26 protein-coding genes are annotated in these 26,953 nt (G+C 71.3%); 19 read left to right on the forward strand and 7 right to left on the reverse strand.

Annotation, left to right across the window (positions count from 1 at the left end; translation table 11 throughout):
• Positions 1–181 precede the first annotated feature (181 nt).
• The 3 genes from AC07F3_RS26195 to AC07F3_RS26205 are packed head-to-tail and all read left to right on the forward strand — an operon-like array spanning position 182 to position 3,161.
• Positions 182–934 carry a lysophospholipid acyltransferase family protein gene (locus tag AC07F3_RS26195; protein ID WP_479116870.1) on the forward strand — a complete coding sequence of 251 codons (753 nt, stop codon included), beginning with the start codon at positions 182–184 and terminating at the stop codon, positions 932–934.
• A complete protein-coding gene (locus AC07F3_RS26200) occupies positions 931–1,944 on the forward strand; it encodes an NAD(P)H-dependent glycerol-3-phosphate dehydrogenase (RefSeq protein ID WP_479116871.1) in 1,014 nt (337 codons plus the stop codon). The genes AC07F3_RS26195 and AC07F3_RS26200 overlap by 4 nt, the downstream gene beginning before the upstream one ends.
• 59 nt (positions 1,945–2,003) lie before the next feature.
• The gene (locus AC07F3_RS26205) at positions 2,004–3,161 is read left to right on the forward strand and encodes a D-alanine--D-alanine ligase family protein (RefSeq protein WP_479116872.1); all 1,158 of its coding nucleotides are present in this window, start codon (positions 2,004–2,006) and stop codon (positions 3,159–3,161) included.
• Between the two features lie 12 nt (positions 3,162–3,173).
• On the opposite strand, the gene AC07F3_RS26210 is transcribed toward AC07F3_RS26205, so the two are convergent.
• Positions 3,174–3,668, reverse strand: coding sequence for a DUF3515 domain-containing protein (locus AC07F3_RS26210; protein ID WP_479116873.1), 495 nt, complete (start codon positions 3,666–3,668; stop codon positions 3,174–3,176).
• A 20-nt stretch (positions 3,669–3,688) separates the two neighbouring features.
• Complete coding sequence (locus AC07F3_RS26215; RefSeq protein WP_053727902.1) at positions 3,689–3,922, reverse strand: Lrp/AsnC family transcriptional regulator; 234 nt, start codon at positions 3,920–3,922, stop codon at positions 3,689–3,691.
• 223 nt (positions 3,923–4,145) lie between these two features.
• Here AC07F3_RS26215 and AC07F3_RS26220 point away from each other — a divergent pair, with 223 nt between their 5' ends.
• Positions 4,146–5,111 carry a thiamine-phosphate kinase gene (locus AC07F3_RS26220; protein WP_114040398.1) on the forward strand — a complete coding sequence of 322 codons (966 nt, stop codon included), beginning with the start codon at positions 4,146–4,148 and terminating at the stop codon, positions 5,109–5,111.
• Positions 5,108–5,890: a bifunctional hydroxymethylpyrimidine kinase/phosphomethylpyrimidine kinase gene (gene thiD / locus AC07F3_RS26225; RefSeq protein ID WP_479116874.1), complete on the forward strand. Its 783-nt coding sequence runs from the start codon at positions 5,108–5,110 to the stop codon at positions 5,888–5,890. The genes AC07F3_RS26220 and thiD overlap by 4 nt, the downstream gene beginning before the upstream one ends.
• A gap of 83 nt (positions 5,891–5,973) precedes the next feature.
• On the opposite strand, the gene rpmB is transcribed toward thiD, so the two are convergent.
• Positions 5,974–6,159, reverse strand: coding sequence for a 50S ribosomal protein L28 (gene rpmB / locus AC07F3_RS26230; RefSeq protein ID WP_003957616.1), 186 nt, complete (start codon positions 6,157–6,159; stop codon positions 5,974–5,976).
• A gap of 292 nt (positions 6,160–6,451) precedes the next feature.
• Here rpmB and AC07F3_RS26235 point away from each other — a divergent pair, with 292 nt between their 5' ends.
• From AC07F3_RS26235 to mutM, 9 genes are all read left to right on the forward strand, one after another.
• A complete protein-coding gene (locus AC07F3_RS26235) occupies positions 6,452–8,059 on the forward strand; it encodes a DAK2 domain-containing protein (RefSeq protein ID WP_479116875.1) in 1,608 nt (535 codons plus the stop codon).
• 95 nt (positions 8,060–8,154) lie between these two features.
• Complete coding sequence (gene recG / locus AC07F3_RS26240) at positions 8,155–10,368, forward strand: ATP-dependent DNA helicase RecG (protein ID WP_479116876.1); 2,214 nt, start codon at positions 8,155–8,157, stop codon at positions 10,366–10,368.
• A gap of 80 nt (positions 10,369–10,448) precedes the next feature.
• Positions 10,449–11,045, forward strand: coding sequence for a 16S rRNA (guanine(966)-N(2))-methyltransferase RsmD (gene rsmD, locus AC07F3_RS26245; RefSeq protein WP_479116877.1), 597 nt, complete (start codon positions 10,449–10,451; stop codon positions 11,043–11,045).
• A 26-nt stretch (positions 11,046–11,071) separates the two neighbouring features.
• On the forward strand, positions 11,072–11,551 hold the full coding sequence (gene coaD, locus AC07F3_RS26250; RefSeq protein WP_189390095.1) for a pantetheine-phosphate adenylyltransferase: 480 nt from the start codon (positions 11,072–11,074) through the stop codon (positions 11,549–11,551).
• Between the two features lie 119 nt (positions 11,552–11,670).
• Positions 11,671–12,771, forward strand: coding sequence for a cell division initiation protein (locus AC07F3_RS26255; protein WP_479116878.1), 1,101 nt, complete (start codon positions 11,671–11,673; stop codon positions 12,769–12,771).
• Between the two features lie 157 nt (positions 12,772–12,928).
• Positions 12,929–13,576, forward strand: a complete 648-nt coding sequence (locus tag AC07F3_RS26260) for a YceD family protein (protein WP_470058437.1) — start codon at positions 12,929–12,931, stop codon at positions 13,574–13,576.
• Between the two features lie 2 nt (positions 13,577–13,578).
• Positions 13,579–13,752 carry a 50S ribosomal protein L32 gene (gene rpmF, locus AC07F3_RS26265; protein ID WP_007493396.1) on the forward strand — a complete coding sequence of 58 codons (174 nt, stop codon included), beginning with the start codon at positions 13,579–13,581 and terminating at the stop codon, positions 13,750–13,752.
• A gap of 19 nt (positions 13,753–13,771) precedes the next feature.
• A complete protein-coding gene (gene rnc, locus AC07F3_RS26270; protein ID WP_479116879.1) occupies positions 13,772–14,584 on the forward strand; it encodes a ribonuclease III in 813 nt (270 codons plus the stop codon).
• A gap of 134 nt (positions 14,585–14,718) precedes the next feature.
• On the forward strand, positions 14,719–15,579 hold the full coding sequence (gene mutM / locus AC07F3_RS26275) for a bifunctional DNA-formamidopyrimidine glycosylase/DNA-(apurinic or apyrimidinic site) lyase (protein ID WP_479116880.1): 861 nt from the start codon (positions 14,719–14,721) through the stop codon (positions 15,577–15,579).
• Here mutM and AC07F3_RS26280 read toward each other — a convergent pair.
• Positions 15,552–15,968, reverse strand: coding sequence for a winged helix-turn-helix transcriptional regulator (locus AC07F3_RS26280; protein WP_479116881.1), 417 nt, complete (start codon positions 15,966–15,968; stop codon positions 15,552–15,554). The two genes, mutM and AC07F3_RS26280, sit on opposite strands and share 28 nt — an antisense overlap.
• 161 nt (positions 15,969–16,129) lie before the next feature.
• Here AC07F3_RS26280 and AC07F3_RS26285 point away from each other — a divergent pair, with 161 nt between their 5' ends.
• The gene (locus AC07F3_RS26285; RefSeq protein WP_479116882.1) at positions 16,130–16,720 is read left to right on the forward strand and encodes a flavodoxin family protein; all 591 of its coding nucleotides are present in this window, start codon (positions 16,130–16,132) and stop codon (positions 16,718–16,720) included.
• Positions 16,721–16,911: 191 nt separating this feature from the next.
• Here AC07F3_RS26285 and AC07F3_RS26290 read toward each other — a convergent pair whose 3' ends face one another.
• Positions 16,912–17,802: a CAP domain-containing protein gene (locus tag AC07F3_RS26290; RefSeq protein WP_479116884.1), complete on the reverse strand. Its 891-nt coding sequence runs from the start codon at positions 17,800–17,802 to the stop codon at positions 16,912–16,914.
• A 179-nt stretch (positions 17,803–17,981) separates the two neighbouring features.
• On the opposite strand from AC07F3_RS26290, the gene AC07F3_RS26295 reads away from it, so the two are divergent.
• The 4 genes from AC07F3_RS26295 (at position 17,982) to AC07F3_RS26310 (ending at position 24,303) form a co-directional block, all read left to right on the forward strand.
• Positions 17,982–18,275: an acylphosphatase gene (locus tag AC07F3_RS26295; protein ID WP_114040410.1), complete on the forward strand. Its 294-nt coding sequence runs from the start codon at positions 17,982–17,984 to the stop codon at positions 18,273–18,275.
• Positions 18,276–18,655: 380 nt separating this feature from the next.
• A complete protein-coding gene (locus AC07F3_RS26300; RefSeq protein WP_053727915.1) occupies positions 18,656–18,874 on the forward strand; it encodes a hypothetical protein in 219 nt (72 codons plus the stop codon).
• Between the two features lie 199 nt (positions 18,875–19,073).
• A complete protein-coding gene (gene smc, locus AC07F3_RS26305; protein ID WP_479116885.1) occupies positions 19,074–22,640 on the forward strand; it encodes a chromosome segregation protein SMC in 3,567 nt (1,188 codons plus the stop codon).
• A gap of 244 nt (positions 22,641–22,884) precedes the next feature.
• Complete coding sequence (locus tag AC07F3_RS26310; protein WP_479116887.1) at positions 22,885–24,303, forward strand: sugar porter family MFS transporter; 1,419 nt, start codon at positions 22,885–22,887, stop codon at positions 24,301–24,303.
• A gap of 81 nt (positions 24,304–24,384) precedes the next feature.
• On the opposite strand, the gene AC07F3_RS26315 is transcribed toward AC07F3_RS26310, so the two are convergent.
• Both AC07F3_RS26315 and AC07F3_RS26320 read right to left on the reverse strand, forming a co-directional pair.
• Complete coding sequence (locus AC07F3_RS26315) at positions 24,385–25,350, reverse strand: LLM class flavin-dependent oxidoreductase (protein ID WP_479116888.1); 966 nt, start codon at positions 25,348–25,350, stop codon at positions 24,385–24,387.
• A gap of 70 nt (positions 25,351–25,420) precedes the next feature.
• Positions 25,421–26,881: a cytosine permease gene (locus AC07F3_RS26320; RefSeq protein ID WP_479116889.1), complete on the reverse strand. Its 1,461-nt coding sequence runs from the start codon at positions 26,879–26,881 to the stop codon at positions 25,421–25,423.
• Between the last annotated feature and the right edge of the window lie 72 nt (positions 26,882–26,953).

The following is a 26,953-nucleotide window of genomic DNA, read 5'->3' on the forward strand; positions in this document are numbered from 1 at the left end:
GGTCGGCCGGGCGGCGGCGGGCTTCATTGTCACCCGCCCGGACGGCTGGTGCGCGGACCGGGGCGTACGGTGTTCTCGACAGACCAGGGGCCTGGGGCGACACTTTCCCCCAGCAGCCACGCAGGGTCAGTTCCCCCGGGTCGCAGAGGCCTGGCCGGGGTCCACAGAGGAAGGTGTCCGAGTGTCCCGCCGCAGAATCGGCTTCTGGTACCGCCTGGCGGCGGTCATCGCAAAACCGCCGCTGGTCGTTCTGTTCAAGCGGGACTGGAGCGGAATGGAGAACATTCCGGCCGACGGCGGATTCATCACCGCCATCAATCACAACTCGTATCTGGACATGTTCTCGTACGGGCATTTCCAATACAACACGGGCCGGGTGCCCCGTTTCCTGGCCAAGGCCGCGCTTTTCAAGGCCCCCGGCGTCGGGATCCTGCTGCGCGGCACGGGCCAGATTCCCGTCTACCGCGAGTCCACCAACGCCGTCGGCGCCTTCCGGGCCGCCGTCGACGCCGTGGAACGCGGTGAATGCGTCGCCTTCTACCCCGAGGGCACCCTCACCCGCGACCCCAACCAGTGGCCGATGACCGCGAAGACCGGCGTCGCGCGGGCCGCGCTTTTGACCCGGGCGCCCGTCATCCCGGTCGCCCAGTGGGGCGCCAACCTGGCGATGCCGCCGTACGCCAAGGAGAAGAAGGTCCGCTTCTTCCCGCGCAAGACCCTTCAGGTGAAGGCCGGTCCGGCCGTCGACCTCGACCGGTTCCACGACAAGGAGCCCACCCCCGAGGTGCTGAAGGAGGTGACCGAGGTCATCATGGCCGCGATCACCTCGCTCCTGGAGGAGCTGCGGGGCGAGAAGGCCCCCGAGAAGCCGTACGATCTGCGCGAAGTCCGCGCGCGGCAGCGCCGCGAGGCCGCCGGGGAGGGCACCAAGTGACACACGGCACCACCAAGGCAGCGGTGTTCGGGACCGGTTCGTGGGGCACGGCGTTCGCCATTGTCCTCGCCGACGCGGGCTGCGAGGTGACCCTCTGGGCCCGCCGCCCCGAACTCGTCGAAGCGGTCAACTCCACCCGCACCAACCCGGACTACCTGCCCGGCATCGAACTCCCCGCGTCGGTGCGGGCCACCACCGACCCCGCCGAGGCCGCGGCCGGTGCGGACTTCACCGTCCTCGCCGTCCCCTCCCAGACGCTGCGCGACAACCTCGCCGCCTGGGCACCCCTGTTGGCGCCCGACACCGTGCTGGTCTCCCTGATGAAGGGCGTCGAACTCGGCACCGCCAAGCGGATGAGCGAGGTCATCGCCGAGGTCGCCAAGGTCGCCGAGGACCGCGTCGCCGTGGTCACCGGGCCCAACCTGGCCAAGGAGATCGCCGGGCGGATGCCGGCCGCCGCCGTCGTGGCCTGCCGCGACGAAGCCGTCGCCCAGCGCCTCCAGGCCGCCTGCCACACCCCGTACTTCCGCCCGTACACCAATACCGACGTCGTCGGCTGTGAACTGGGCGGCGCCGTCAAGAACGTCATCGGGCTCGCCGTCGGCATCGCCGACGGCATGGGGCTTGGCGACAACGCCAAGGGCTCGCTCATCACCCGCGGCCTCGCCGAGACGACCCGGCTCGGCCTCGCCATGGGCGCCGACCCGCTGACGTTCTCCGGTCTCGCGGGCCTCGGCGACCTCGTCGCCACCTGCTCCTCGCCGCTCTCGCGCAACCACACCTTCGGCACCAACCTCGGCAAGGGCATGACCCTCCAGGAGACCATCGCGGTCACCAAGCAGACCGCCGAGGGCGTCAAGTCCTGTGAATCCGTGCTGGATCTGGCGCGTCGGCACGGGGTGGACATGCCCATCACGGAGACCGTCGTCGGCATCGTCCACGAGGGGAAGCCGCCGGTCGTCGCCCTCAAGGAGCTGATGTCGCGCAGCGCCAAGGCCGAGCGGCGCTGACCGCGCCGGGCCCCTGCGGCCGTGGATGCGGCGCTCGGAACGGGTACCCTCAACGCGATATGAGCAGCGAGAACCTCCCCCAGAGCCCTGAGAAGCAGCTCCGCAAGCCGCGGGTGGCCGTAGTGTTCGGCGGCCGCAGTTCGGAACACGGCATCTCGGTCGTGACCGCCGGTGCCGTGCTGCGCGCCATCGACCGTACGAAGTACGACGTGCTGCCCATCGGCATCACCACGGACGGCCGCTGGGCGCTCACCGCCGACGAACCGGAGCGGATGGCGATCAGCGACCGGCGCACCCCCAGCGTCGAGGAGCTCGCCGAGTCCGCCGAGGGCGGTGTGGTCCTGCCGGTGGACCCGGCCAACCGCGAAGTGGTCTACAGCGAGCCGGGCTCGGTGCCCAAGGTGCTCGGCGAGGTCGATGTCGTCTTCCCGATGCTGCACGGCCCCTACGGCGAGGACGGCACCCTCCAGGGCCTCCTGGAGCTCTCCGGCATCCCGTACGTCGGCTCGGGCGTGCTCGCCTCCGCCGTCGGCCAGGACAAGGAGTACATGAAGCGCGTCTTCACCTCCTACGGGCTGCCCGTCGGGCCCTACCTGGTGGTCCGCCCCCGCGAGTGGGAGCAGGACGAGAAGGGCGCCCGGCAGCGCATCGCGGACTTCGCCGGTGAGCACGGCTGGCCGCTGTTCATCAAGCCGTCCCGGGCCGGCTCCTCGTTCGGCATCACCAAGGTGGACTCCTTCGAGGGACTGGACGAGGCCATCGCCGAGGCCCGCCGCCACGACCCCAAGTTCCTCGTCGAATCGCTGCTGCGCGGCCGCGAGATCGAGTGCGGGGTCCTGGAGTTCGAGGACGGGCCGCGGGCGAGCGTGCCCGCCGAGATCCCGCCGGTGACCGCCCACGACTTCTACGACTTCGAGGCCAAGTACATCGACTCGGCGGCCGGGATCGTGCCCGCGCCGATCGGCGAGGAGGCCACCGCGGAGGTGCGGCGGCTCGCGGTGGAGGCCTTCGAGGCGGTCTCCTGCGAGGGCCTGGTCCGCGCGGACTTCTTCTTGCAGGACAACGGCGAGTTCGTCATCAACGAGATCAACACGATGCCCGGCTTCACGCCGATCTCGATGTACCCGCGGATGTGGCAGGAGAGCGGCGTCGAGTACGCGGACCTGGTCGACAAGCTGATCCAGGCGGCACTGCGGCGGTCCACGGGGCTGCGCTAGGGCGGGCGCCGCTCAGTTGGGGGCGATCCCTTCGGGGATCGCCTTCTTCACGGCGTCGCCGAACTCGTTCAGGGCCCCGATCTCGCTGCCGTACTTCGCGGCGACCGTCACTTCGACGTAGGCCTCGCGCCGCGCGGTGGTCGCCCGGTAGCCGCCGTCGGCCAGCCGCTCGGGCAGCCAGGTCACACCGGACAGCTCGACGCCGTTCTGGGATTTCTGCGGATCGGACATCGCTGCGGGCATGGGGACCCCGCAGCGCAGTACGATCGCGGGGCCGTCGCCCCAGCCCGCGGTCAGGTCCGACTTGGGGGAAGGGTCGCTCCGGTCGAGCCCGGAGACCTTCGAGGGCAGCAGCTTGTGGAGTGCGGCACACTGCGAGGCGACCTTGGAGGGCGGCGTGGGCACCGTGATCGCCGCGGGCGCTTCGGTGGATGAACAGCCTGCCGTCGCCAAGGACATGGCGACGGCAGACAGGACGAGAAGCGGCCGGCGGCGAGAGAGAGTCACCGGCCCAGGGTATGCGGGGGCTACAGATGGACGACCGGGCAGGTCAGCGTTCTTGTGATGCCGTCCACCTGCTGGACCTTGGCGACCACCATGCGACCGAGTTCGTCGACCGTCTCGGCCTGGGCGCGCACGATCACGTCGTACGGTCCGGTCACGTCTTCGGCCTGGATCACCCCAGCGAGCTTTCCGATGGCCTCGGCGACTGTCGACGCCTTGCCCACCTCGGTCTGAATGAGGATGTACGCCTGTACCACGGAACCTCCAGGGCGGCCACGAGGATCATGTGGGGGAGAGAAAGAGACGCCACGGTACCGCGTCGCCACGCGCGACGGGGAGACCCGCGCGAGCGGCCGCTCACGCCGAGGGGCGAGAGCGGCCATGAAGTTGACGTATGTGTTGACGGTACCCACGCCCGTGACCGCTCGCGACCGCAGGCGCACGGGGCGGAAGGGGTACGAAGATGAGAGGTGGGACACGGTGAAAGGCACTGTGGGCGAGTTGGGGGAGTTCGGGCTCATCAGGGAGCTGACCTCCCGGCTCACCTCCACCCCCGCCGTCCGGCTGGGGCCGGGCGACGACGCCGCGGTCGTGACCGCACCCGACCGCAGGGTGGTCGCCAGCACGGACATCCTCCTGGAGGGGCGCCACTTCCGGCGGGACTGGTCGACGGCGTACGACGTGGGCCGCAAGGCCGCCGCGCAGAACCTGGCCGACATCGCCGCCATGGGGGCGGTGCCGACCGCGGTCCTGCTCGGCCTCGTCGTCCCGGCCGAGCTGCCGGTCACCTGGCCCACCGAGCTGATGGACGGCATCCGCGACGAGTGCCAGGTCGCGGGCGCCGCCGTGGTGGGCGGGGACATCGTGCGGGGGGACACCATCACCGTCGCCATCACCGCACTCGGCGACCTGCGCAACCACGAGCCCGTGACCCGGGCCGGCGCCCAGCCCGGCGACGTCGTCGCGGTGACCGGCTGGCTCGGCTGGTCGGCGGCGGGCTTCGCGGTGCTCTCGCGCGGCTTCCGCTCGCCGCGCGCCTTCGTCGAGGCGCACCGCCGCCCCGAGCCCCCGTACCACGCGGGCCCCGCGGCGGCCGGGCTCGGCGCCACCGCGATGACCGACGTCAGCGACGGCCTGGTCGCCGACCTCGGCCACATCGCCGAGGCCAGCAAGGTCCGCATCGACCTGCGCTCGGGCCTCATCGACATCCCGACGCAGATGAGCGACATCGGCCAGGCCGTGGGCGTGGACCCGCTCCAGTGGGTGCTCACCGGCGGCGAGGACCACGCGATCGTCGCCACCTTCCCGCCGGACGTGAAGCTGCCCGCCCGCTGGAAGGTCATCGGCGAGGTCCTCAACCCGTCCGCGCTGCCCACCGTCACCGTGGACGGCGCGCCCTGGACCAGCAAGGGCGGCTGGGACCACTTCGGGGACGATCCCGCATGATCCCCCGTGTGCTGACCGTCGCCGGGTCCGACTCCGGCGGCGGAGCCGGCATCCAGGCCGACCTCAAGACGATGCTGGCGCTCGGCGTGCACGGCATGAGCGTGATCACCGCCGTCACCGCGCAGAACTCGCTCGGTGTGCGGGGCGCCTGGGAGCTTCCGGCGGAGGCGGTGCGGGCCCAGTACCGGGCCGTCGTCGACGACATCGGCGTACAGGCCGTGAAGACCGGCATGCTGTCCTCGGCCCCCCTCGTCGAGGCCGTCGCCGAACTGCTCGCCGCCACCGACGCCCCCGTGGTGGTCGATCCGGTGGGCGTCTCCAAGCACGGCGACCCGCTGCTGGCGGCCGAGGCCCTCGACTCCGTACGGACGGCCCTGCTCCCCGCGGCGACCGTGGCCACGCCCAACCTCGACGAAGTGGCGCAACTCACGGGCGTCCACGTCCAGGACGAGGACGGGATGCGCCGGGCCGCGGCCGCGATCTTGGAGTTCGGGCCCCGGTGGGCGCTCATCAAGGGCGGCCACTATCCCGGCGACGCCGTGGACCTGCTCACCGACGGCGGCGAGGAGCACTGGCTGCGCTCGCCGCGCCTGGACAACCGGCACACCCACGGCACGGGCTGCACCCTCGCCTCGGCCCTCGCCTGCGGCCTGGCCCGCGGCCTCACGGTCCCGGAGGCGACCAGGGCGGCCAAGGAGTACGTGACCGGCGCCATCGGCGCGGGATTCGCACTCGGGGCGGGCATCGGCCCCGTCGACCACGGCTGGCGCTTCAGATAGCGGGTACGGCAAAAAGCCGGTCCACCGAGGTGGACCGGCTTTTCAAGGCAACCGCAGGGGCTGCGCTACGACAGACGTCGCAATTAGCGCGAGACCTTGCCGGCCTTGATGCACGAGGTGCAGACGTTGAGCCGCTTCGGCGTCCGACCGACCACGGCACGCACACGCTGGATGTTCGGGTTCCAGCGACGAGACGTACGGCGGTGCGAGTGCGAAATGTTGTTGCCGAAGCCCGGCCCCTTGCCGCAGACGTCGCAGTTGGCAGCCACGGGTCACTCCAAAGACTTCAGATGCATTAAATGCACTTACAGTGAAATCCGGCGCACCGGAATCAGAGATCTGAAGTGGCTTGCCGGGGGAATTGGCCCGACTCTCGCCGGGCAACCGAAGCAGCATACAACGGCTGCTCCTGAGATACGAAACTACCACGACCCCGGCCGCCCCCGCCCCGGACCCCGGCCCGCCCCCGGGTCTACCCTGCGCTCAGAGCCTGTGTCTGCACCCCGCCCGGATGCAGCCACGGGCTCTCATCCGCTTCCCGCCCGCAAGGAGGAACACCAGGTGCCGCAGACCCTCGATGCCGTCGCGGTACGCGGCTGGTGTGCGCTGGCGCTCGACGCGCTGGGCCGCGACCGCGAGGCGATCGACGCGATCAACGTGTATCCGGTCGCGGACGGGGACACCGGCACCAACCTCTACCTGACGATGGAGTCCGCGGCGCAGGCCGTCGAGGCGGTGTTCGCCGCCTACCCCGAGCCGCCCGTCTACGACGGCGTCCCGCCCGCCTCCGACGTCGTACGGGCCATGGCGCACGGCGCGCTGATCGGCGCCCGCGGCAACTCCGGCACGATCCTCGCCCAGCTCCTGCGGGGCATGGCCGAGGTCGTCGCGGAGGGCGAGGGGGACCTCGCCGCGGCGCTGCGCCGGGCCGCCTCCGCCGCCTACCTGGCGGTCGCCCACCCCGTGGAGGGCACCGTCCTGTCCGTGGCCACCGCCGCCGCCAAGGCCGCCGAGAACGCGAGCGGCACCCCGGCGGCGGTGGCGCAGGCCGCGTACGCCGGGGCCCGCGACGCCCTGGACGCCACGCCCGCCCAGCTCCCCGCGCTCGGCCGCGCGGGCGTCGTGGACGCGGGCGGCCGGGGCCTGGTGACCGTTCTCGGCGCCCTGGTGCAGGCACTCTCCGGCGAGGCCCCCGTCGTACGCCACGAGGCGCGGGTGCCCGTGCCCGCCGAGGACTGCCCGGCCGAGCCCGCCGCGGCCGGGCCCGCCTTCGAGGTGATCTACCTCCTGGAGGCCGACGACGCGGCCGTGGACCGGCTGCGGGCCCGGCTCGACCGGCTCGGCGACTCCCTCGTCGTGGTCGGCGGCGACGGGCTCTGGAACGTCCATGTGCACGTGGACGACGCGGGCGCCGCCGTGGAGGCCGGTGTCGAGGCGGGCCGCCCCCACCGGATCCGGATCACACACTTCGAGCAGCCGGCCGTGGTCGAACCGCCCCGGGAGCAGGTCCAGCGGGCCGTGGTCGCGGTCGTGCCCGGCGAGGGCCTGGCCGGGCTCTGCGCCGAGGCGGGCGCGACGACCGTGCTGGCCCGGCCCGGCGAGGCCCCGGCCAGCGGGGAGCTCGTCGAGGCGATCCGGCGCGCGCACGCCCGCGAGGTCGTGCTGCTGCCCAACGACGCCGAGCTGCGCCACACGGCCGCGGCCGCCGTGGAACAGGCGCGGGCCGAGGGCATCCGGGTCGCGCTCATCCCGACCCGGGCCGCCGTCCAGGGCATCGCGGCGCTCGCCGTGCACGCCCCCGAGCGGCGCTTCGACGAGGACGTCGTCACCATGACCTCCGCCGCCGGCGCCACCCGCCACGCCGAACTGGCCGTAGCCGAGCGGCAGTCGTGGACGATGGCCGGGGTCTGCCAGGCCGGGGACGTCCTCGGCCTCATCGACGGCGACGTCGTGGTCATCGGCCAGAACCTCGCCGACACCGCCCGCACCGTCCTCGACCGGATGCTGGCGGCGGGCGGCGAACTGGTCACCCTCGTCCTGTCCGCCGACGCCCCGCAGGAGCTGGCGGCCCAGCTCGAATCGCACGTCAGCAAGGCCCACCTGGCGGTCGACACGGTGGTGTACGAGGGCGGCCACCAGGGGGTTCCGCTGCTGATCGGCGTCGAGTAGCGCCTGCCCGCACGGCCCTGCGGGAGGCCTCGCGTCGCCGGTGTGACCAGCGGTTGTCCACAGGCTTTGGCGGGCTGTCAGTCCGGTGGTGTGCAATGGATCGCGTGCCTGCGCTCGAAGAACCACTGAAGAAGCTGCTCGGCGGACCCACCGCGAAGGTGATGGCCGAGCACCTCGGCCTGCACACGGTCGGCGACCTCCTGCACCACTACCCGCGGCGGTACGAGGAGCGCGGCCAGCTCACCAAGCTGGCCGAGCTGCCCCTGGACGAGGACGTCACGGTCGTCGCCCAGGTCGCCGACGCCCGGGTGCGCACCTTCAACGGAGGGCGCGGCCAGCGCCTGGAGATCACCATCACCGACGGCAGCGGCCGCCTCCAGCTGGTGTTCTTCGGGCGGGGCATCCACAAGCCGCACAAGGAGCTGCTGCCCGGCAGCCGCGCCATGTTCGCGGGCAAGGTGTCGATGTTCAACCGGCGCATGCAGCTCGCCCACCCCACCTACGCGAAACTCGGCGCGGACCCGGCCGACGGGGATGACGGGGTGGACATCGCCTCGTGGGCGGGCGCCCTGATCCCGATCTATCCGGCCTGCAAGGGCCTGGAGTCCTGGAAGATCGCCAAGGCGGTCGACGCGGTGCTGCCCAGCGCCCAGGAGGCCGTCGACCCGCTCCCCGAGACGCTGCGCGCGGGCCGCGGCTTCGTCCCGCTGCCCGAGGCCCTCCTCAAGGTCCACCGGCCGCACAGCAAGGCCGACATCGAGGACGCGCGCCGGCGCCTGAAGTGGGACGAGGCCTTCGTCCTCCAGGTGGCGCTCGCCCGCCGACGGCACGCGGACGGCCAACTCCCGGCCGTGGCACGGCGACCCGCGCCAGGCGGCCTGCTCGACGCCTTCGACGCCAAGCTGCCCTTCACCCTCACCGAGGGCCAGGAGAAGGTCTCCAAGGAAATCTTCGACGACCTGGCGACCGAGCATCCGATGCACCGCCTGCTCCAGGGAGAGGTCGGCTCGGGCAAGACCATGGTCGCGCTGCGCGCCATGCTCGCCGTGGTCGACTCGGGCGGCCAGGCGGCGATGCTCGCGCCCACCGAGGTCCTGGCCCAGCAGCACCACCGATCCATCACCGAGATGATGGGCGAGCTCGCCGAGGGCGGCATGCTGGGCGGCTCCGACCTCGGCACCAAGGTCGTGCTGCTCACCGGCTCCATGGGGATGCCCGCCCGGCGCCAGGCCCTGCTCGACCTGGTCACCGGCGAGGCCGGCATCGTCATCGGCACCCACGCCCTGATCGAGGACAAGGTGCAGTTCCACGACCTGGGCCTGGTGGTGGTGGACGAGCAGCACCGCTTCGGTGTCGAGCAGCGCGACGCCCTGCGCGGCAAGGGCAAACAGCCCCCGCACCTGCTCGTCATGACGGCCACCCCCATTCCGCGCACCGTCGCCATGACCGTCTTCGGCGACCTGGAGACCTCCGTCCTGGACCAGTTGCCCGCCGGGCGCTCGCCCATCGCGAGCCACGTGGTCCCCGCGCAGGACAAGCCGCACTTCCTGGCCCGCGCCTGGGAGCGGGTCCGCGAGGAGGTCGACAAGGGACACCAGGCGTACGTGGTGTGCCCCCGCATCGGCGACGACGAGGAGGAGGCGAAGACCGCCAAGGGCAAGAAGAAGGCGGAGGAGGCCGAGACCGCCGACAAGCGGCCGCCGCTCGCCGTGATCGAGATCGCCGACCAGCTGTCCAAGGGCCCGCTCCAGGGGCTGCGCACCGAGATCCTGCACGGCCGGATGCAGCCGGACGACAAGGACGACGTGATGCGCCGGTTCGGGGCCGGTGAGGTCGACGTGCTGGTCGCCACCACCGTCATCGAGGTCGGGGTGAACGTGCCGAACGCCACCGCGATGGTGATCATGGACGCCGACCGGTTCGGCGTCTCCCAGCTCCACCAGCTGCGCGGCCGCGTCGGCCGGGGCTCGGCGCCCGGCCTGTGCCTGCTCGTCACCGACATGCCCGAGGCGAGCCCGGCCCTGGCCCGGCTCAACGCGGTCGCCTCCACCCTCGACGGCTTCGAGCTCTCCCGCATCGACCTCGAACAGCGCCGCGAGGGCGATGTGCTGGGCCAGGCCCAGTCCGGGGTGCGCTCCTCGCTGCGGATGCTCACCGTCATCGACGACGAGGAGGTCATCGCCGCGGCCCGCGAGGAGGCCGTCACGGTCGTCGCCGCCGACCCCGAGCTCGACGGGCTGCCGGGCCTGCGCACCGCGCTCGACGCCCTGCTGGACAAGGACCGCGAGCAGTACCTCGACAAGGGCTGAAAGACTGGGGGAGCACATCCGGCGCATGAACCCGCATGAACCCGAACCCCTGAACCCCCTGAACACGGACAAGGACTGAGATGACCCGCGTGATCGCCGGCCGGGCCGGTGGACGCCGCCTCGCCGTACCGCCGGGCACCGGCACCCGCCCCACCTCCGACCGGGCGCGCGAGGGCCTCTTCTCCACCTGGGAGGCGCTGCTCGGCACGCTCGACGGCATCCGGATCGCCGATCTGTACGCGGGCTCCGGAGCCGTGGGCCTGGAGGCGCTCTCCCGGGGCGCCGCCCACGCCCTGCTCGTCGAGGCCGACGCCCGGGCCGCCCGTACCGTCCGCGACAACGTGGCCGCGCTGAAGCTTCCTGGCGCCGAGGTGCGCACCGGCAAAGCGGAGCAGATCGTGACAGGCCCGGCGCCCGCCGATCCGTACGACGTGGTCTTCCTGGACCCGCCGTACGCCGTCACCGATGACGATCTTCGGGAGATCCTGCTCACACTCCGCCGCGGGGGCTGGCTCGCCGAGGACTGCCTCGTCACCGTGGAGCGCAGCACCAGAGGCGGGGAATTCGGCTGGCCCGAAGGATTCGAAGCGCTGCGGGCCCGTCGTTACGGCGAGGGCACGCTTTGGTACGGTCGCGCCGCCTCCACGTGCGAAAACGCACCGAGAGACACCCCATGACCGGACCGGAGAGCGAGGGACATCAGTTGCGCCGCGCCGTCTGTCCGGGGTCCTTTGACCCCATCACCAACGGACACCTCGACATCATCGCCCGCGCCTCCCGGCTGTACGACGTCGTACACGTCGCGGTGATGATCAACCAGTCGAAGCAGGGCCTGTTCACCATCGAGGAGCGGATCGAGATGATCCGCGAGGTGACCGCCGACCTCGGCAACGTGGAGGTCGAGTCCTTCCACGGCCTGCTCGTCGACTTCTGCAAGCAGCGGGACATCCCCGCGATCGTCAAGGGCCTCCGGGCCGTCAGCGACTTCGACTACGAGTTGCAGATGGCCCAGATGAACAACGGGCTCTCGGGCGTCGAGACGCTGTTCGTGCCGACCAATCCGACGTACAGCTTCCTGTCGTCCTCGCTGGTCAAGGAGGTCGCGACCTGGGGCGGAGACGTCTCCCACCTGCTGCCGGCCACCGTCCACGAGGCGCTGGTCGCCCGGCTCGCCGAGAAGTGATCCGGCGGACGGGGCCCGAGTCGTGAGCTGACAGTTCGTCACCCGGTGTCGGGCGGGCGCCGACTGGCCTTACAGTCGTCCCGTCCGTCTCCAATCCGTTAGAAGAGTGGCGATCACCGGTGGACGTGCAGAAGAAGCTCGACGAGATCGTCGAGGTGGTCGGCAGCGCCCGGTCCATGCCCATGTCGGCCTCGTGCGTGGTCAACCGCGCCGACCTCCTGGCCCTGCTGGAAGAGGTGCGCCAGGCCCTGCCCGGCTCGCTCGCCCAGGCCCAGGAGCTGATCGGCGGCCGTGAACAGCTGGTCGAGCAGGCCCGCCAGGAGGCCGAGCGGATCATCGAGTCCGCGCACGCCCAACGCGGCACCCTGATCTCCGACACCGCCGTCGCCCGCCAGTCCCAGGACGAGGCGGACCGGATCCTGGAGGAGGCCCGCAGGGAGGCCGAGGAGATCCGGGCCGAGGCCGACGACTACGTCGACTCCAAGCTCGCCAACTTCGAGGTCGTCCTCACCAAGACCATCGGCTCCGTGGACCGGGGCCGCGAGAAGCTGCTCGGCCGCGGCCCCGGCCTCGACGAGCAGGGCAACACCGACGAGGACGCCCCCGAGTACAGCGCGGACCCGCAGACGCTGATCCACCGGGCCGACGAGTACGTCGACGCCAAGCTGGGCGCTTTCGAGGCGGTGCTCGCCAAGACCCTCGAAGCCGTCGGCCGCGGCCGACGCAAGCTGCACGGCCACACCGCCTCCGACGAACTCGGCGCGCACATGGCCGCCCAGGACGCCGCGGGCGGCCTGCACCAGCACACCAGCGACGCCGACTACCTGGCCGGCCTCGCCGAGCTGGCCGACCCGGACCCGGCCGCGGCCCACGCCGCCGCCCACACCCCGGCCGAGCCGCACATCCCCGCCCAGCAGCAGCCCCAGGCGTACGACCCGTACGGCTACCAGCAGCCGCAGCAGGACCCCTACGCCTACCAGCACCCCCAGCAGCAGGAGCAGTACGCGCAGTACGGATACGGCCAGCAGGACCCGTACGCCTACGATCCGAACCAGCAGCAGTACGCGGGCGCGGCCGACGCCGGGCACTACGGCGTGCCGCCGCAGCACCAGCCCCAGCAGCAGCCCGCGCTCGACGAGACCAGCCTCTTCGACACCAGCATGATCAACCTGGATCAGCTGCGCGCCTATGAACAGGGGCACGGGCAGAACCGCTCGTAGCGGCCGGGACCGGAGCGGAGCGGGACCGGATTGGGCCTATGGCGGCCGGTCCAGTATCCTGGCTGTTCGGTCGCGCGTACGTCCGCGATCCAAGCTGCCCGATTCGCTCCGCGAAGCCGGTGGCAGCCACTCCACGACCTCGAAAGCAGGAAGAGCCCTGAGCACGCGCCTCGACCACCGCAATCCCCTCGTGTTCGACACACACGAGCTGGGACGGCGTCCCGGTGCGCTCCAGCGGCTCTCCCGCACCGTGGAGGCCCCGAAGGAACTCGGGATCCCCGAGGTCATCCACGTGCCTGAGGGCAGGCCCGTGGACATCGAGCTCCGCCTGGAGTCGGTCATGGAAGGGGTGCTTGTCACAGGCACCGCCCGTGCATCGGCCGAGGGGGAGTGCGTAAGGTGTCTGGAGCCGCTTCAGCAGGACGTTGAAGTGGACTTCCAGGAAATGTTCTCGTACCCCGACACCGACGACCGGGGCCGCCGCAAGGCAGCCGCGGACGACGATGCCGAGGACGACGAGGACATGATCCCGCTCGAGGACGGCATGTTCGACCTCGAGCCCTTGCTGCGTGACGCGGTAGTGCTCGCACTGCCGATGCAGCCGGTGTGCCGGGAGGACTGCCCCGGGCTGTGTTCCGAATGCGGAGCGAGCCTGGCGGACGACCCGGACCACCACCATGACGCCGTCGACATCCGTTGGGCGGCATTGCAGGGACTCGCCGGGACCATCCAGGACGGCGAGAAGGACAACATGAGCGGCACTGCGTCTGACGTGCAGGATGCCGCCGAGAAGCAGGAGAAGTAGCCGTGGCTGTTCCGAAGCGGAAGATGTCGCGCAGCAACACGCGCCACCGCCGGTCGCAGTGGAAGGCTGCGGTCCCCACCCTGGTTGCGTGCGAGCGCTGCCATGAGCCGAAGCTCCAGCACATCGCGTGCCCGAGCTGCGGCACCTACAACAAGCGCCAGGTCCTCGAGGTCTGAGCGGCTGGTGAGAGGCCCGATGTCTGAGTCCAACGCCAAAAAGGCGGACAACAACACGGCCTCGTCCCACACGCTTCTGGAAGGGCGGCTCGGGTATCAGCTCGAGTCCGCCCTTCTGGTGCGTGCGCTCACCCACCGTTCGTACGCGTACGAGAACGGCGGTCTGCCGACCAATGAGCGGCTCGAGTTCCTCGGGGACTCGGTGCTCGGTCTGGTCGTCACCGACACGCTGTACCGCACCCACCCCGACCTTCCGGAAGGCCAACTGGCCAAGCTCCGGGCCGCGGTGGTCAACTCTCGTGCGCTGGCGGAGGTGGGCCGAGGGCTCGAACTCGGCTCCTTCATCCGGCTCGGCCGGGGCGAAGAGGGCACGGGCGGCCGGGACAAGGCATCCATCCTCGCCGACACCCTTGAAGCGGTGATCGGTGCGGTCTATCTCGACCAGGGTCTTGAGGCGGCGTCCGCGCTCGTCCACAAGCTGTTCGACCCCCTGATCGAGAAGTCCTCGAACCTCGGGGCCGGCCTGGACTGGAAGACCAGTCTCCAGGAGCTGACGGCGGCCGAAGGGCTCGGCGTTCCCGAGTACCTGGTCTCCGAAACCGGGCCCGACCACGAGAAGACCTTTACTGCTGCCGCCCGCGTCGGTGGTGTCTCGTACGGCACCGGCACCGGCCGCAGCAAGAAGGAAGCGGAGCAGCAGGCCGCGGAGTCGGCATGGCGGGCCATCCGGGCCGCCGCCGACGAGCGGGCCAAGGCAGCGGCGGAAGCTCCCGTCGCCGCCCCGGCCGATGGCGGGTCGCCGACCCCCGCCGCCGGCGGTTCGGCGGCCTGAGGGCCCCCTTCCTTCGAGCCCCCGTCCCGCGCACTGAGGTGCCGGGCCGGGGGTTTTCGCATGTCCGACCGCCCTCGGGCCGCCCGTCCCGGGCCCGCTGCGAGCGGCCGAGGGGCACGCGGTAATCTGCCGCCATGCCTGAGCTGCCCGAAGTCGAAGTGGTACGGCGTGGACTCGAGCGCTGGGTGGCCGGGCGCGTCGTGGCGGACGTCGAGGTGCTGCATCCCCGCGCCGTACGCCGTCACCTCGCCGGGGGCGAGGACTTCGCGGCCCGGCTCAAGGGGCACCGGATCGGGGTCGCCCGGCGGCGCGGAAAGTACCTGTGGCTGCCGCTCGCGGACACGGACGCCTCCGTGCTCGGACACCTCGGCATGAGCGGACAGCTGCTGGTGCAGCCCGAGAACGCCCCGGACGAGAAACACCTGCGGATCCGGGTGCGCTTCCAGGACCAGGCGGGCACCGAGCTGCGCTTCGTGGACCAGCGGACCTTCGGCGGCCTCTCGCTGCACGACAACACTCCCGACGGGCTCCCCGACGCCATCGCGCACATCGCCCGGGACCCGCTGGACCCCGAGTTCGACGACGAGGCCTTCTTCGTGGCGCTCCGCCTCAAGCGCACCACGGTCAAACGCGCACTGCTCGATCAATCGCTCATCAGCGGGGTCGGCAACATCTACGCCGACGAGGCGCTCTGGCGTTCCCGGCTGCACTACGACCGCCCCACCGCGACCCTCAACCGCCCCAAGGCGGCCGAACTCCTGGGCCACGCGCGGGACGTGATGAACGCGGCGCTCGCCGTCGGCGGCACCAGCTTCGACAGCCTCTACGTCAACGTCAACGGCGAGTCCGGCTACTTCGACCGCTCCCTCGACGCGTACGGCCGCGAGGGCGAGCCGTGCCGGCGCTGTGGAACGGCGATGCGCAGGCGCGCCTGGATGAACCGATCCAGCTACTTCTGCCCCAAGTGTCAGAGGGCCCCGCGCGCCGCGTCGTAGTCCTGCTGCGCGGCGAGCACCGACGGCATCCGGTCCTCCACGAAGTGGATGAGGGAGAGCAGCCGATCGGCCACCTCGTGCCCGAGCGGGGTCAGTTCGTAGTCGACCCGCGGCGGGTTGGTGGGCTGCGCCTCGCGGTGCACGAGGCCGTCCCGCTCCAGCGCGTGCAGCGTCTGGGAGAGCATCTTCTCGCTCACGCCGTCGACCCGGCGCCGCAGCTCGTTGAAGCGCAGGCTGCTCTCGCGCAGCGCGCCCAGGGTGAGGCTGCCCCAGCGTCCCGTGACGTTCTCCAGCGTGCGCCGGGAGGGGCAGGACCTGGAGAACACGTCGAACGCCAGGTCCGTGCCGTCGCAGGGCCCCGCGGGGGCGGCGGTGGTGATCTCGTCCATGCAGACAGGCTACTCCTCCGCAGCGCACACGCATGGGTTGCGCTAACCAAAAGTTAGTGCTTACCTATGTGCAGTACCGCAGCGGGCAGTCGCCGCGGAACCGGCCGTCGGCCGTCGCACCCGTTTGTCGCTCTTCTGACGTTCTGAGGGGATCCCCCGCCGTGACCACTCCTGTTGTCTCGATCGCCTACCACTCCGGGTACGGCCACACCTCCGTGCTCGCCGAAGCCGTCCGCGCCGGCGCCGTCGAGGCCGGAGCCACCGTCCACGTCATCGCCGTGGACGCCATCACCGAGGCCGAGTGGGAGCTGCTCGACGCCTCGGACGCCGTCGTCTTCGGCTCGCCCACCTACATGGGCACGGCCTCCGGCGCCTTCCACCAGTTCGCCGAGGCCACCTCCAAGCGCTGGTTCACCGACGCCTGGCAGGACAAGCTCGCCGCGGGCTTCACCAACTCCGGCTCCAAGAGCGGCGACAAGGGCCACACCCTGCAGTACTTCCAGACGCTGGCCGCCCAGCACGGCATGCACTGGGTGAACCTCGGCCTCAAGCCGGGCTGGAACGCGAGCACGGCCTCCGAGGACGACCTCAACCGGCTCGGCTTCTTCTCCGGCGCCGCCGCCCAGACCCACACCGACCAGGGGCCCGAGGGCGTCCACAAGGCCGACGTGGCGACCGCCGAGCGCCTCGGCCGCCGCGTCGCCGAGACCACCCGCGTCTTCCTCGCGGGCCGGGCAGCGCTCAGCGCCTGATCGATCGACCGGGGCGGACCGGAGTTCCCGGCGATTTCCCGCGGCGATCTTCTTCCGCACCCACGAAAGGGCCCCCGCCGTTCGCAACGGCGGGGGCCCTTTCCTGCGCGGAGGAGCGCAGACGAACCCATTGCGTACACGCAATTACGCATGAGCGATTGCCCGTACGGAATGTACGGACGCGTGTTTGATCAGAAGCCGAAGTCCTGGGTCCACCAGGGGCCGCCGGGGCCGAAGTGCACGCCGACGCCCAGCGACTTGTACGCGCAGTTCAGGATGTTCGCGCGGTGGCCCGGGCTGTTCATCCAGGCGTCCATCACGGCCTTGGCGTCGGCCTGGCCGCGCGCGATGTTCTCGCCGCCGAGGCCCTGGATGCCGGCCTGCGCGGCCCGGTCCCACGGCGTCCTGCCGTCCGGGTCGGTGTGGTCGAAGAAGCCGCGGGCCGCCATGTCGTCGCTGAACGCGGTCGCGAGCGAGGCGAGCGCCGGATCGGCCTTCACCGGGGTGCAACCGGCCATCGCCCGCTGCTGGTTGACCAGGGACATCACGGTGGCCGCGGCCGAGACCTCGGCGGAGGGCATCTGGACGCGCTGCGAGGGGACCCGGCTCGACGGGGTGTCCGACGGGGCGGCCGACTTCGGCGGGGCCGGGACCTGGACCTCTGCGGGCTTCTTCCGCGGGGCGGGCGCCGAGGCGGGGGCCGACGGCGTGGCCGAGGCGCTGGGGGAGGGGGCGGTGGACGGCGCGTGCGCCGCCTTGGCCGTCTCGGCGGGGGTCGGCGCCGCGCTGCTGGGCTTCTCCGACTCGCCGCCCTGCGCCTGCACGTTGGGCGTGCCGCTCGCGTGGAGCTGACCGCCCGCCATGGTGTCGCCGCTCACCTTGTACGTACCGCCACCGGGCAGCAGGCCCGAGGCGACGGCCACGGCGCCCACGGCCACCGCGGCGGAGACGCCGAGCAGCCCGGTGCGCACGGGCACGCTCCCCCGCTTCCTGCGGCGGGATCCGCCCGGGGACCGGCCGTCCTGACCCGCCGCGACGTCTGCGGGCGCGGGGTCGGCGGCGGAGCGACGATGGCGTCCCATCTGTGCCTTCCTCAATGCCGTGGGCAATGCCTGGTCGCATTGCCGAGGGGGCCATGATCGACCCGAAATGATCAAATGCGCACTAACCCATACGGGTGAGGCTCATTTCGTCGCGACTGTACGCCATGACGCATGGGGGCGAAGTGCTGCGTGAGCAATTGGCCGGTTAGCGTGCACCTATGAACGAAGATGCGCACGAAGTTGTTCGACTCACGGCCTGGGTGCGCGGGCGAGTGCAGCAAGTCGGCTTCCGCTGGTTCACCAGGGCAAATGCTCTGGAGATCGGCGGCCTCAGCGGGTTCGCGCTCAATCTGGACGACGGACGCGTCCAGGTCGTCGCCGAGGGGCCACGTGAGAATTGCCACCGTTTGCTGGAGTGGCTCCGCTCCGACGACACACCGGGCCGCGTCGACGGTGTGACCGAGATCTGGGACACACCGCGCGGCGGCTACGACACCTTCGCCATCCGCTGAGCCCCGCCGCGCCGACCCGGGACGGCCCGCCGCGGTGACACCCCGCGTCCGGCTCGCAACCACGCGCTGACCTCGAACGATCTGCCTGTTGCCATCTCGCGCGCGGCGTGCAAGGCTGCGGCAGTAAGGATGATCTCCACGCCCCCAGGGCTCCGAGGAGAGGCAGCGCCGCGCGTTCCGCGGCCGCGGGCCCCCGGATTGCCGGTGGATACGGGGCGTGATCGTGTTGACCGTCAAACTTTTTGGTGAGACTCTGGAAGCCCCGCGCACCTTAGCTGTTTGGCATGAAGAACCGCAGTCAAAGTCCAAGCACCGCGGGTGCGATTCCCTCACGACCCACACCGCTTCGGTCGGTCACTCAGTGTGGAGGACCATCCATCATGGCAAAGGCGCTTCTCGGTTACGTCGGCGGTTCCGACCCGCGACTCCTCGCCGAGATGCGACGGCTCCAGCAGCGCGTCCAGGACCTCGAGTCCGAGCTCAACCGGATTCAGTCCGAGAACGACGTGCTGTCCGCTGCCGCCGCTTCGCACCGCGGAGATTCGCTGCTCGAAGGCATCGACATCGACGTCCCGCAGGCGGAGCCCGCCCTCACCTGATCCTCGGGGTGAGAGAGGCTTCCGTTCCTCTCGTCGAGATCGAGAGATCCGCAAGACCTGCAATGCATTGCAAGGGACGCTTCGGCGTCCCTTCTTTCTTTCTTCCGGGCCGACCCGCTCGGTCCGCCTTTCCCTTACGGTCTGATGTGCCCTGCACCTTCCTGGGCGAAACCGAGAGCGAAAGGTAGAGTCCGGCGGCGTGCACCTCAAGGCCCTCACTCTGCGCGGATTCAAATCCTTCGCCTCCGCGACCACGCTGAAGTTCGAGCCGGGCATCACCTGTGTGGTGGGCCCCAACGGCTCCGGCAAGTCCAATGTCGTGGACGCGCTGAGCTGGGTGATGGGTGAGCAGGGCGCCAAGTCGCTGCGCGGCGGAAAGATGGAGGACGTCATCTTCGCCGGGACCACCGGCCGCCCGCCGCTGGGCCGTGCCGAAGTCTCCCTCACCATCGACAATTCCGACGGCGCGCTGCCCATCGAATACGCCGAAGTCACCATCACGCGGATCATGTTCCGCAACGGCGGCAGCGAATACCAGATCAACGGGGACACCTGCCGGCTGCTCGACATCCAGGAACTGCTCTCCGACTCCGGCATCGGCCGCGAGATGCACGTCATCGTCGGGCAGGGCCAGCTCGACTCGGTGCTGCACGCCGACCCGATGGGGCGGCGCGCGTTCATCGAGGAGGCCGCTGGCGTCCTCAAGCACCGCAAGCGCAAGGAGAAGGCGCTGCGGAAGCTGGACGCGATGAAGGCCAACCTCGCCCGCGTCCAGGACCTCACCGACGAGCTGCGGCGCCAGCTCAAGCCGCTCGGCCGACAGGCCGCCGTCGCCCGCCGCGCCGCCGTCATCCAGGCCGACCTGCGCGACGCCCGGCTCCGGCTGCTCGCCGACGATCTCGTACGGATGCGGGAGGCGCTCAGCGCCGAGATCGCCGACGAGGCCGAGCTGCTGCGCCGCAAGGAGAGCGCGGCGGCCGACCTCAGGGCGGCGCTGGCCCGCGAGGCCCAACTGGAGGAGCAGGTGCGGCAGTTGTCGCCCCGGCTCCAGCGCGCCCAGCAGACCTGGTACGAGCTGTCCCAGCTGGCCGAGCGGGTGCGCGGCACGATCTCGCTCGCCGACGCCCGGGTCAAGAGCGCGAGGGCGCAGCCCCCCGAGGAGCGGCGCGGGCGCGACCCGGAGGACATGGAGCGCGAGGCCGCCCGGATCCGCGAACAGGAGGCCGAGCTGGAGGCGGCCCTCGAAGCGGCCGAGCACGCCCTGGAGGACACCGCCGCCCACCGCGCCGAACTCGAACGGCAACTCGCCGTCGAGGAACGGCGTTTGAAGGACGTGGCCCGCGCCATCGCCGACCGGCGCGAGGGCCTGGCGCGGCTGCACGGGCAGGTCAACGCGGCGCGGAGCAGGGCGGGTTCCGCGCAGGCCGAGATCGACCGGCTCGCCGCCGCGCGCGACGAGGCGGGGGAGCGGGCGGCCCTGGCGCAGGAGGAGTACGAACAGCTCAAGGCCGAGGTGGACGGCCTGGAGGCGGACGACACCGAGCTCGCCGAGGCCCACGACGCGGCCAAGCGGGAGCTCGCCGCGGCCGAGGCCGCGCTCGGCGCCGCCCGCGAGGAGGCCACCGCCGCCGAGCGGAAACGTGCCGCCGTCTCCGCCCGGCACGACGCGCTCGCGCTCGGCCTGCGGCGCAAGGACGGCACGGGCGCGCTGCTCGGCGCCCGCGACGCGCTCAGTGGTCTGCTCGGGCCGGCCGCCGAACTGCTCACCGTGGTCCCGGGGTACGAGGTGCCCGTGGCCGCGGCCCTCGGCGCCGCCGCCGACGCCGTCGCGGTGAGCGGCCCCTCGGCGGCCGCCGAGGCCATCCGGATGCTGCGCAAGCAGGACGCCGGCCGCGCCGCGCTGCTCCTCAACGGCGCCCCCGAGGCCCCCGAGGACGGGAACGCGCGGACCGGGCGCGGGGACGGCCCGCCCCGCGCCGCCGACCTGGTCCGCGGGCCCGCCGAACTGCTGCCCGCGGTACGGCGACTGCTGCGCGACGTCGTGGTGGTCGCCACCCTGGAGGACGCCGAGGACCTCGTCTACGCGCGGCCCGCGCTGACCGCGGTCACCGCCGAGGGCGATGTGCTCGGCGCCCACTTCGCGCACGGCGGATCGGCCGGGGCGCCCAGCCTCCTGGAGGTCCAGGCCTCCGTCGACGAGGCCGCCGCCGAGCTCGCCGACCTCGGCGTACGGTGTGCGGAGCTGGCCCGGGCGCAGCAGGAGGCGAGCGGGCGCCGGGCCGAACTGGCGCTGACGGTCGAGGAGTTGGGGGAGCGGCGGCGGGCCGCCGAGAAGGCCCGGTCCTCCGTGGCCCAGCAGCTCGGCCGGCTCGCCGGGCAGGCGCGCGGGGCGGCAGGGGAGGCCGAGCGGACCGCGGCCGCGGCCGCCCGCGCCCAGGAGGCCCTGGAGAAGGCGACCGAGGAGGCGGAGGAGCTGGCCGAGCGGCTGCTCGTCGCCGAGGAGACGCCGGTCGAGGAGGAGCCCGACACCTCGGTGCGCGACCGGCTCGCGGCGGACGGCGCCAACGCCCGCCAGACCGAGATGGAGGCCCGCCTCCAGGCCCGTACCCACGAGGAGCGGGTCAAGGCGCTCGCCGGGCGGGCCGAGGCGCTGGACCGCGGGGCCCGGGCCGAACGCGAGGCGCGGGCCCGGGCCGAGCAGCGCCGCGCCCGGCTGCGGCACGAGGCGGCCGTCGCCGAGGCCGTCGCCTCGGGCGCCCGCACGCTGCTCGCCCACGTCGAGGTGTCGCTGGTGCGGGCCGAGCGGGAGCGGGCCGGGGCCGAGGCCGCCAAGTCCGAGCGCGAGCAGGAGCTGACCGCGGCGCGCGGCGCCGGGCGGGACCTCAAGGCGGAACTCGACAAACTCACGGATTCAGTTCACCGCGGCGAGGTACTAGGAGCTGAGAAGCGGCTGCGGATCGAGCAGCTGGAGACCAGGGCGCTGGAGGAGCTGGGAGTCGAGCCGGCGGGGCTCGTGGCGGAGTACGGCCCCGACCAGCCGGTGGCTCCCTCGCCGCCCGCCGAGGGAGAGGAGCTGCCGGATGACCCGGACCATCCGCGCAACCAGCCGGTCCGCTACGTGCGGGCCGAGCAGGAGAAGAGGCTCAAGGCAGCCGAACGGGCGTATCAGCAGCTGGGAAAGGTCAACCCGCTCGCCCTGGAGGAGTTCGCCGCGCTGGAGGAGCGTCACCAGTTCCTCTCCGAGCAGCTGGAGGACCTCAAGAAGACCCGGGCCGACCTCCTTCAAGTCGTGAAGGAGGTGGACGAGCGGGTGGAGCAGGTCTTCACCGAGGCCTACCGCGACACGGCCAGGGAGTTCGAGGGGGTGTTCTCGCGGCTCTTCCCGGGCGGCGAGGGGCGGCTGATCCTGACCGACCCCGGCAACATGCTCGCCACCGGGGTCGACGTGGAGGCGCGTCCGCCGGGCAAGAAGGTCAAACGGCTCTCGCTGCTCTCGGGCGGTGAGCGCTCGCTGACGGCGGTGGCGCTGCTGGTCTCCATCTTCAAGGCCAGGCCCAGCCCGTTCTACGTGATGGACGAGGTCGAGGCCGCCCTCGACGACACCAACCTCCAGCGGCTGATCCGGATCATGCAGGAGCTCCAGGAGTCCTCGCAGCTGATCGTGATCACGCACCAGAAGCGGACCATGGAGGTCGCCGACGCGCTGTACGGCGTCTCGATGCAGGGCGACGGCGTGTCCAAGGTCATCAGCCAGCGGCTGCGCTGAACCAGGCGGCCACGACGGGGGGCGGCGGCCTCGGCCACTGACCCCCGCCTCTTCAAGTATTGAACACTGGGTGGCGAGCCGAGGCGGCAAGTTCACAAGCGAACAGGTATTGACTTCGAAACTTGAAGGCATAGTCTCTGCAACGTTGCTTTTACCTTCAAGTGGTGGGTGGCAGGAAGTTGTGCACCACTGGGAGGAGTCCCCTCACGCCCGACGACGCTGCCGGGCGGCCTCAGGAGTACACGTGACCAGTACCGCGCAGGCGCAGGCGTCCGGAGGCGGCCACACCGCCCCGGACCACCTCGGCCATGTCATCTTCATCACGGCGGCGGCCGCGATGGGCGGCTTCCTCTTCGGCTACGACAGTTCCGTGATCAACGGCGCCGTAGAGGCGATCCGCGACCGGTACTCCATCGGCTCGGGGACGCTCGCCCAGGTCATCGCCATCGCCCTGATCGGCTGCGCGATCGGTGCCGCCACCGCGGGCCGGATCGCCGACCGCATCGGCCGCATCCGCTGCATGCAGATCGCGGCCGTCCTCTTCACCATCAGCGCCATCGGCTCCGCACTGCCCTTCGCGCTCTGGGACCTCGCCTTCTGGCGGATCATCGGCGGCTTCGCCATCGGCATGGCCTCGGTCATCGGCCCGGCCTACATCGCCGAGGTCGCCCCGCCCGCCTACCGCGGCCGGCTCGGCTCCTTCCAGCAGGCCGCGATCGTCATCGGCATCGCGATCTCCCAGCTCGTCAACTGGGGCATCCTCAACGCCGCGGGCGGCGAGCAGCGCGGCAAGATCATCGGGCTCGAGGCCTGGCAGGTCATGCTCGGCGTGATGGTCATCCCCGCCCTCCTGTACGGCCTGCTCTCCTTCGCCATCCCCGAGTCGCCCCGCTTCCTGATCTCGGTCGGCCGCGAGGCCGCCGCCAAGAAGGTCCTCGCCGACGTCGAGGGCAAGGACGTCGACCTCGACGCCCGCGTCGCCGAGATCGAGCACGCCATGCGCTCCGAACACAAGTCGACCTTCAAGGACCTGCTCGGCTCCAAGTGGGGCTTCCTGCCCATCGTCTGGGTCGGCATCGGCCTCTCGGTCTTCCAGCAGCTCGTCGGCATCAACGTCGCGTTCTACTACTCCTCGACGCTGTGGCAGTCCGTCGGCATCGACCCGTCGAGCTCGTTCTTCTACTCGTTCACCACGTCGATCATCAACATCATCGGCACCGTGATCGCGATGGTCCTGGTCGACCGGATCGGCCGCAAGCCGCTCGCCCTGACCGGCTCCATCGGCATGGCGGTCGCGCTCGCCGTCGAGGCCTGGGCCTTCTCCGCCCACCTCGTCGACGGCAAGCTCCCCAACACCCAGGGCGTCGTGGCCCTGATCGCCGCCCACGTCTTCGTGCTCTTCTTCGCCCTGTCCTGGGGCGTGGTCGTGTGGGTCTTCCTCGGCGAGATGTTCCCGAACAGGATCCGCGCCGCCGCCCTCGGTGTCGCCGCGGCCGCCCAGTGGATCGCCAACTGGGCCATCACGGCCAGCTTCCCGAGCCTGTCGGACTGGAACCTGTCGGGCACGTACATCATCTACGCGGTCTTCGCCGCGCTCTCGATCCCCTTCGTGCTCAAGTACGTCAAGGAGACCAAGGGCAAGGCGTTGGAGGAGATGGGCTAAACCCCGCTGCCCCGCTCCTCGCACTCAACCGCCCCGGCTCGCCGAGCCGGGGCGGTTCGGTGTGCTTCTCCCCGTTGGGGCCTAAAGGGCGGGCAGTACCCGCTCGCAGAACAGGTGCAGGCTGCGCCAGCCCTCGTCCACCGGCATGCCGCCGCACAGCGGGTGCAGGACGAGGCTGTCGGCGGCCAGGGCCGCGCACTCCTCGGGCGTCACGATCCGGTAGACGCCCTCCGCACGCAGTTCCGCCACCGAGCCGGCCGACGACTTCACCGCCGAGCGGATGTCCTTGGACTGCCAGGAGGCGTACGTCCGCGCCTCGTGCAGGAAGTGCTCGCCGTACTCGGCCCAGGTGCGGTCCGGGTCCTCGCTGACGTGCAGCAGCGGGGTCCGCTCCGCGGGCATCATGCAGAAGCCCTCGGTGCCGTACGCGGCGAGCCTCCCGGTGTAGTACGCCTCCAGCTCCGGCAGGTGCGCGCTCGGGAAGAACGGCAGGCCGAACCGGGCCGCCCGGTCGGCGGCCGCCCGCGAGGAGCCGCCGACGAGCAGCATCGGACGCGGCTCGGTGAACGGACGCGGCGTGACCCGGACCCGGCGCCCGCGGAAGGTGAACTCCTCGCCCGTCCACGCCTTGAGGAGGGTGTCCAGCAGCTCGTCCTGGAGCCGCCCGCGCCGGCCCCACTCGACCCCCTGCCGCTCGTACTCGGCGGGCCGGTACCCGATCCCCGAGACGGTCACCAGGCGGCCGCCGCTGACCAGGTCGAGCACCGCGATGTCCTCCGCGAGCCGCAGCGGGTCGTACAGCGGGCCGATGATCGCGGAGACGGTGACCGCGATGCGGCGGGTGGCGCCGAAGACCGCCCCCGCGAAGGCGAAGGGGGACGGCAGCCAGTTGTTGTCCGCGCCGTGGTGCTCCTCGGTCTGGACGGTGTCGACGCCCCGGTCGTCGGCGTACGCCGCCATCTCCAGGGCCGCCCGGTATCGGGCCGACAGTGACGGCCGGGTGGCGTCCGGGTCCACCAGGTTCATGCGTACGACCGTGAACGGCATGGCAAAGTCCCCCTCCACCGGGCGGGTTCCGAGGAACCCCGGGCGAAGGGGGACGGTAGCTGACGATGCGTCAGACGGCCAGGGTCTCGGCGGACTCGGCGCCGGCGGACTCGGACGGCTCCGCGGCCACCACGGCGGGCTTGGGCAGCGCCACGTACAGCAGTCCGGAGATCACGATGGTGGCGACCCAGCCCAGGCCGTACTCGCCGACCGGGTTGTTGGCGGACAGCGGGCCGGTGAACCAGTCGGACTTGGTGAACATCAGGCCGCCGACCAGGCCGACGGCCCACGCGGCGACGGCGGCGGGGGAGAAGCCGCCCTTGTACCAGTAGGCGCTGGTGCGGGTCGTGTCGAGCAGCGCCTTGGCGTTGTACTCGGTGCGCCGCAGCATGTCCGCGCCGAACACGCCGACCCAGGCCGAGAACGCGACGGCGAGCAGCGAGAGGAAGGCGATGAACGAGCCCATGAAACTGGTGGCGACCAGCATCAGGATGCCGCCGAAGACCAGCGAGATCACCGCGTTGACGGAGACCGCCCAGTGCCGCGGGATCTTGAAGCCGAGCGTCTGCGCGGTGAAGCCCGCCGAGTACATCGACATCGAGTTGATCAGCAGCATGCCGACCAGCGCGATCAGTAGGTAGGGCACCGCGATCCACATCGGCAGGATCTCGCCGAGGAAGGACACCGGGTCGGCGGCGGAGGCCAGGTCCGGCGTGGAGACCGCCATGACGGCACCCATCAGGACCATCGGGAGCACCACGATGCCGGCGCCGCCGATGGAGTTGCCCACGATCGCCTTCGCGGAGGCGGTGCGAGGCAGGTAGCGGGCGAAGTCGGGGGCGGACGGGATCCAGCTGACACCGCCGGCGGCGATCATGCCGGTGCCCGCGACCATCAGCGAGGTCTTGCCGGCCGGCTGGTGGAAGACCGCGGACCAGTGGGTGTTCATGACGAGGTAGACGAGCACCAGGACCGAGAACGCGCCGAAGAGGAACGTCGCGTACTTGTTGCACTTCTGCACGACGTGGATGCCGAGGCCCGAGATGGCGAAGGTGATGACCACGAAGACGGCGAGCGTGACGATGATCAGGAACGTGTTGCTCTTGATCCCGAAGAGGATGTCGAGGACGGTCAGCACCGCATAGGCGCCGGTCACCGCGTTGATCGTCTCCCAGCCCCAGCGCGCCACCCAGATCAGCGAACCGGGCAGCAGGTTGCCGCGCTGGCCGAACACCGCGCGCGAGAGCGCCATGCCGGGGGCGCCGCCGCGCTTGCCCGCGATCCCGATGAGCCCGACCAGGCCGTACGAGAGGACGGGCGCGGCCACGGCGACCACGATCGCCTGCCAGAAGTTGAGCTTGTACGCGACGACGAGGCTGGCGCCCATCGTGAGCAGCAGCACGCTGATGTTCGCGGCGACCCAGGTGGGGAAGAGCTCGCGGGTTCTCGCGGTGCGCTCCGCGTCCGGCACGGGCTCAAGGCCGCGTGTCTCCAGGGCGCTCTGCGGTTCGTCGGGGGTGCCAGTGTTCATGGGGGTGGAGTTCCGTGCCTCTCGCTCGGCTCGACGCTGAGCCGGTGGGGGTAGTCGAAGGGGACTCTACGC

Source organism: Streptomyces sp. NPDC045846 (genome assembly GCF_056431605.1).

Coding starts and splice junctions, on each gene's coding strand:
- AC07F3_RS26205 (WP_479116872.1), top strand. CDS start 2,004: ATGAGCAGCGAGAACCTCCCCCAGAGCCCTGAGAAGCAGCTCCGCAAG.
- thiD (WP_479116874.1), top strand. CDS start 5,108: ATGATCCCCCGTGTGCTGACCGTCGCCGGGTCCGACTCCGGCGGCGGA.
- recG (WP_479116876.1), top strand. CDS start 8,155: ATGGATCGCGTGCCTGCGCTCGAAGAACCACTGAAGAAGCTGCTCGGC.
- rsmD (WP_479116877.1), top strand. CDS start 10,449: ATGACCCGCGTGATCGCCGGCCGGGCCGGTGGACGCCGCCTCGCCGTA.
- rnc (WP_479116879.1), top strand. CDS start 13,772: ATGTCTGAGTCCAACGCCAAAAAGGCGGACAACAACACGGCCTCGTCC.
- mutM (WP_479116880.1), top strand. CDS start 14,719: ATGCCTGAGCTGCCCGAAGTCGAAGTGGTACGGCGTGGACTCGAGCGC.
- AC07F3_RS26280 (WP_479116881.1), bottom strand. CDS start 15,968: ATGGACGAGATCACCACCGCCGCCCCCGCGGGGCCCTGCGACGGCACG.
- AC07F3_RS26290 (WP_479116884.1), bottom strand. CDS start 17,802: ATGGGACGCCATCGTCGCTCCGCCGCCGACCCCGCGCCCGCAGACGTC.
- AC07F3_RS26295 (WP_114040410.1), top strand. CDS start 17,982: ATGAACGAAGATGCGCACGAAGTTGTTCGACTCACGGCCTGGGTGCGC.
- AC07F3_RS26300 (WP_053727915.1), top strand. CDS start 18,656: ATGGCAAAGGCGCTTCTCGGTTACGTCGGCGGTTCCGACCCGCGACTC.
- AC07F3_RS26315 (WP_479116888.1), bottom strand. CDS start 25,350: ATGCCGTTCACGGTCGTACGCATGAACCTGGTGGACCCGGACGCCACC.
- AC07F3_RS26320 (WP_479116889.1), bottom strand. CDS start 26,881: ATGAACACTGGCACCCCCGACGAACCGCAGAGCGCCCTGGAGACACGC.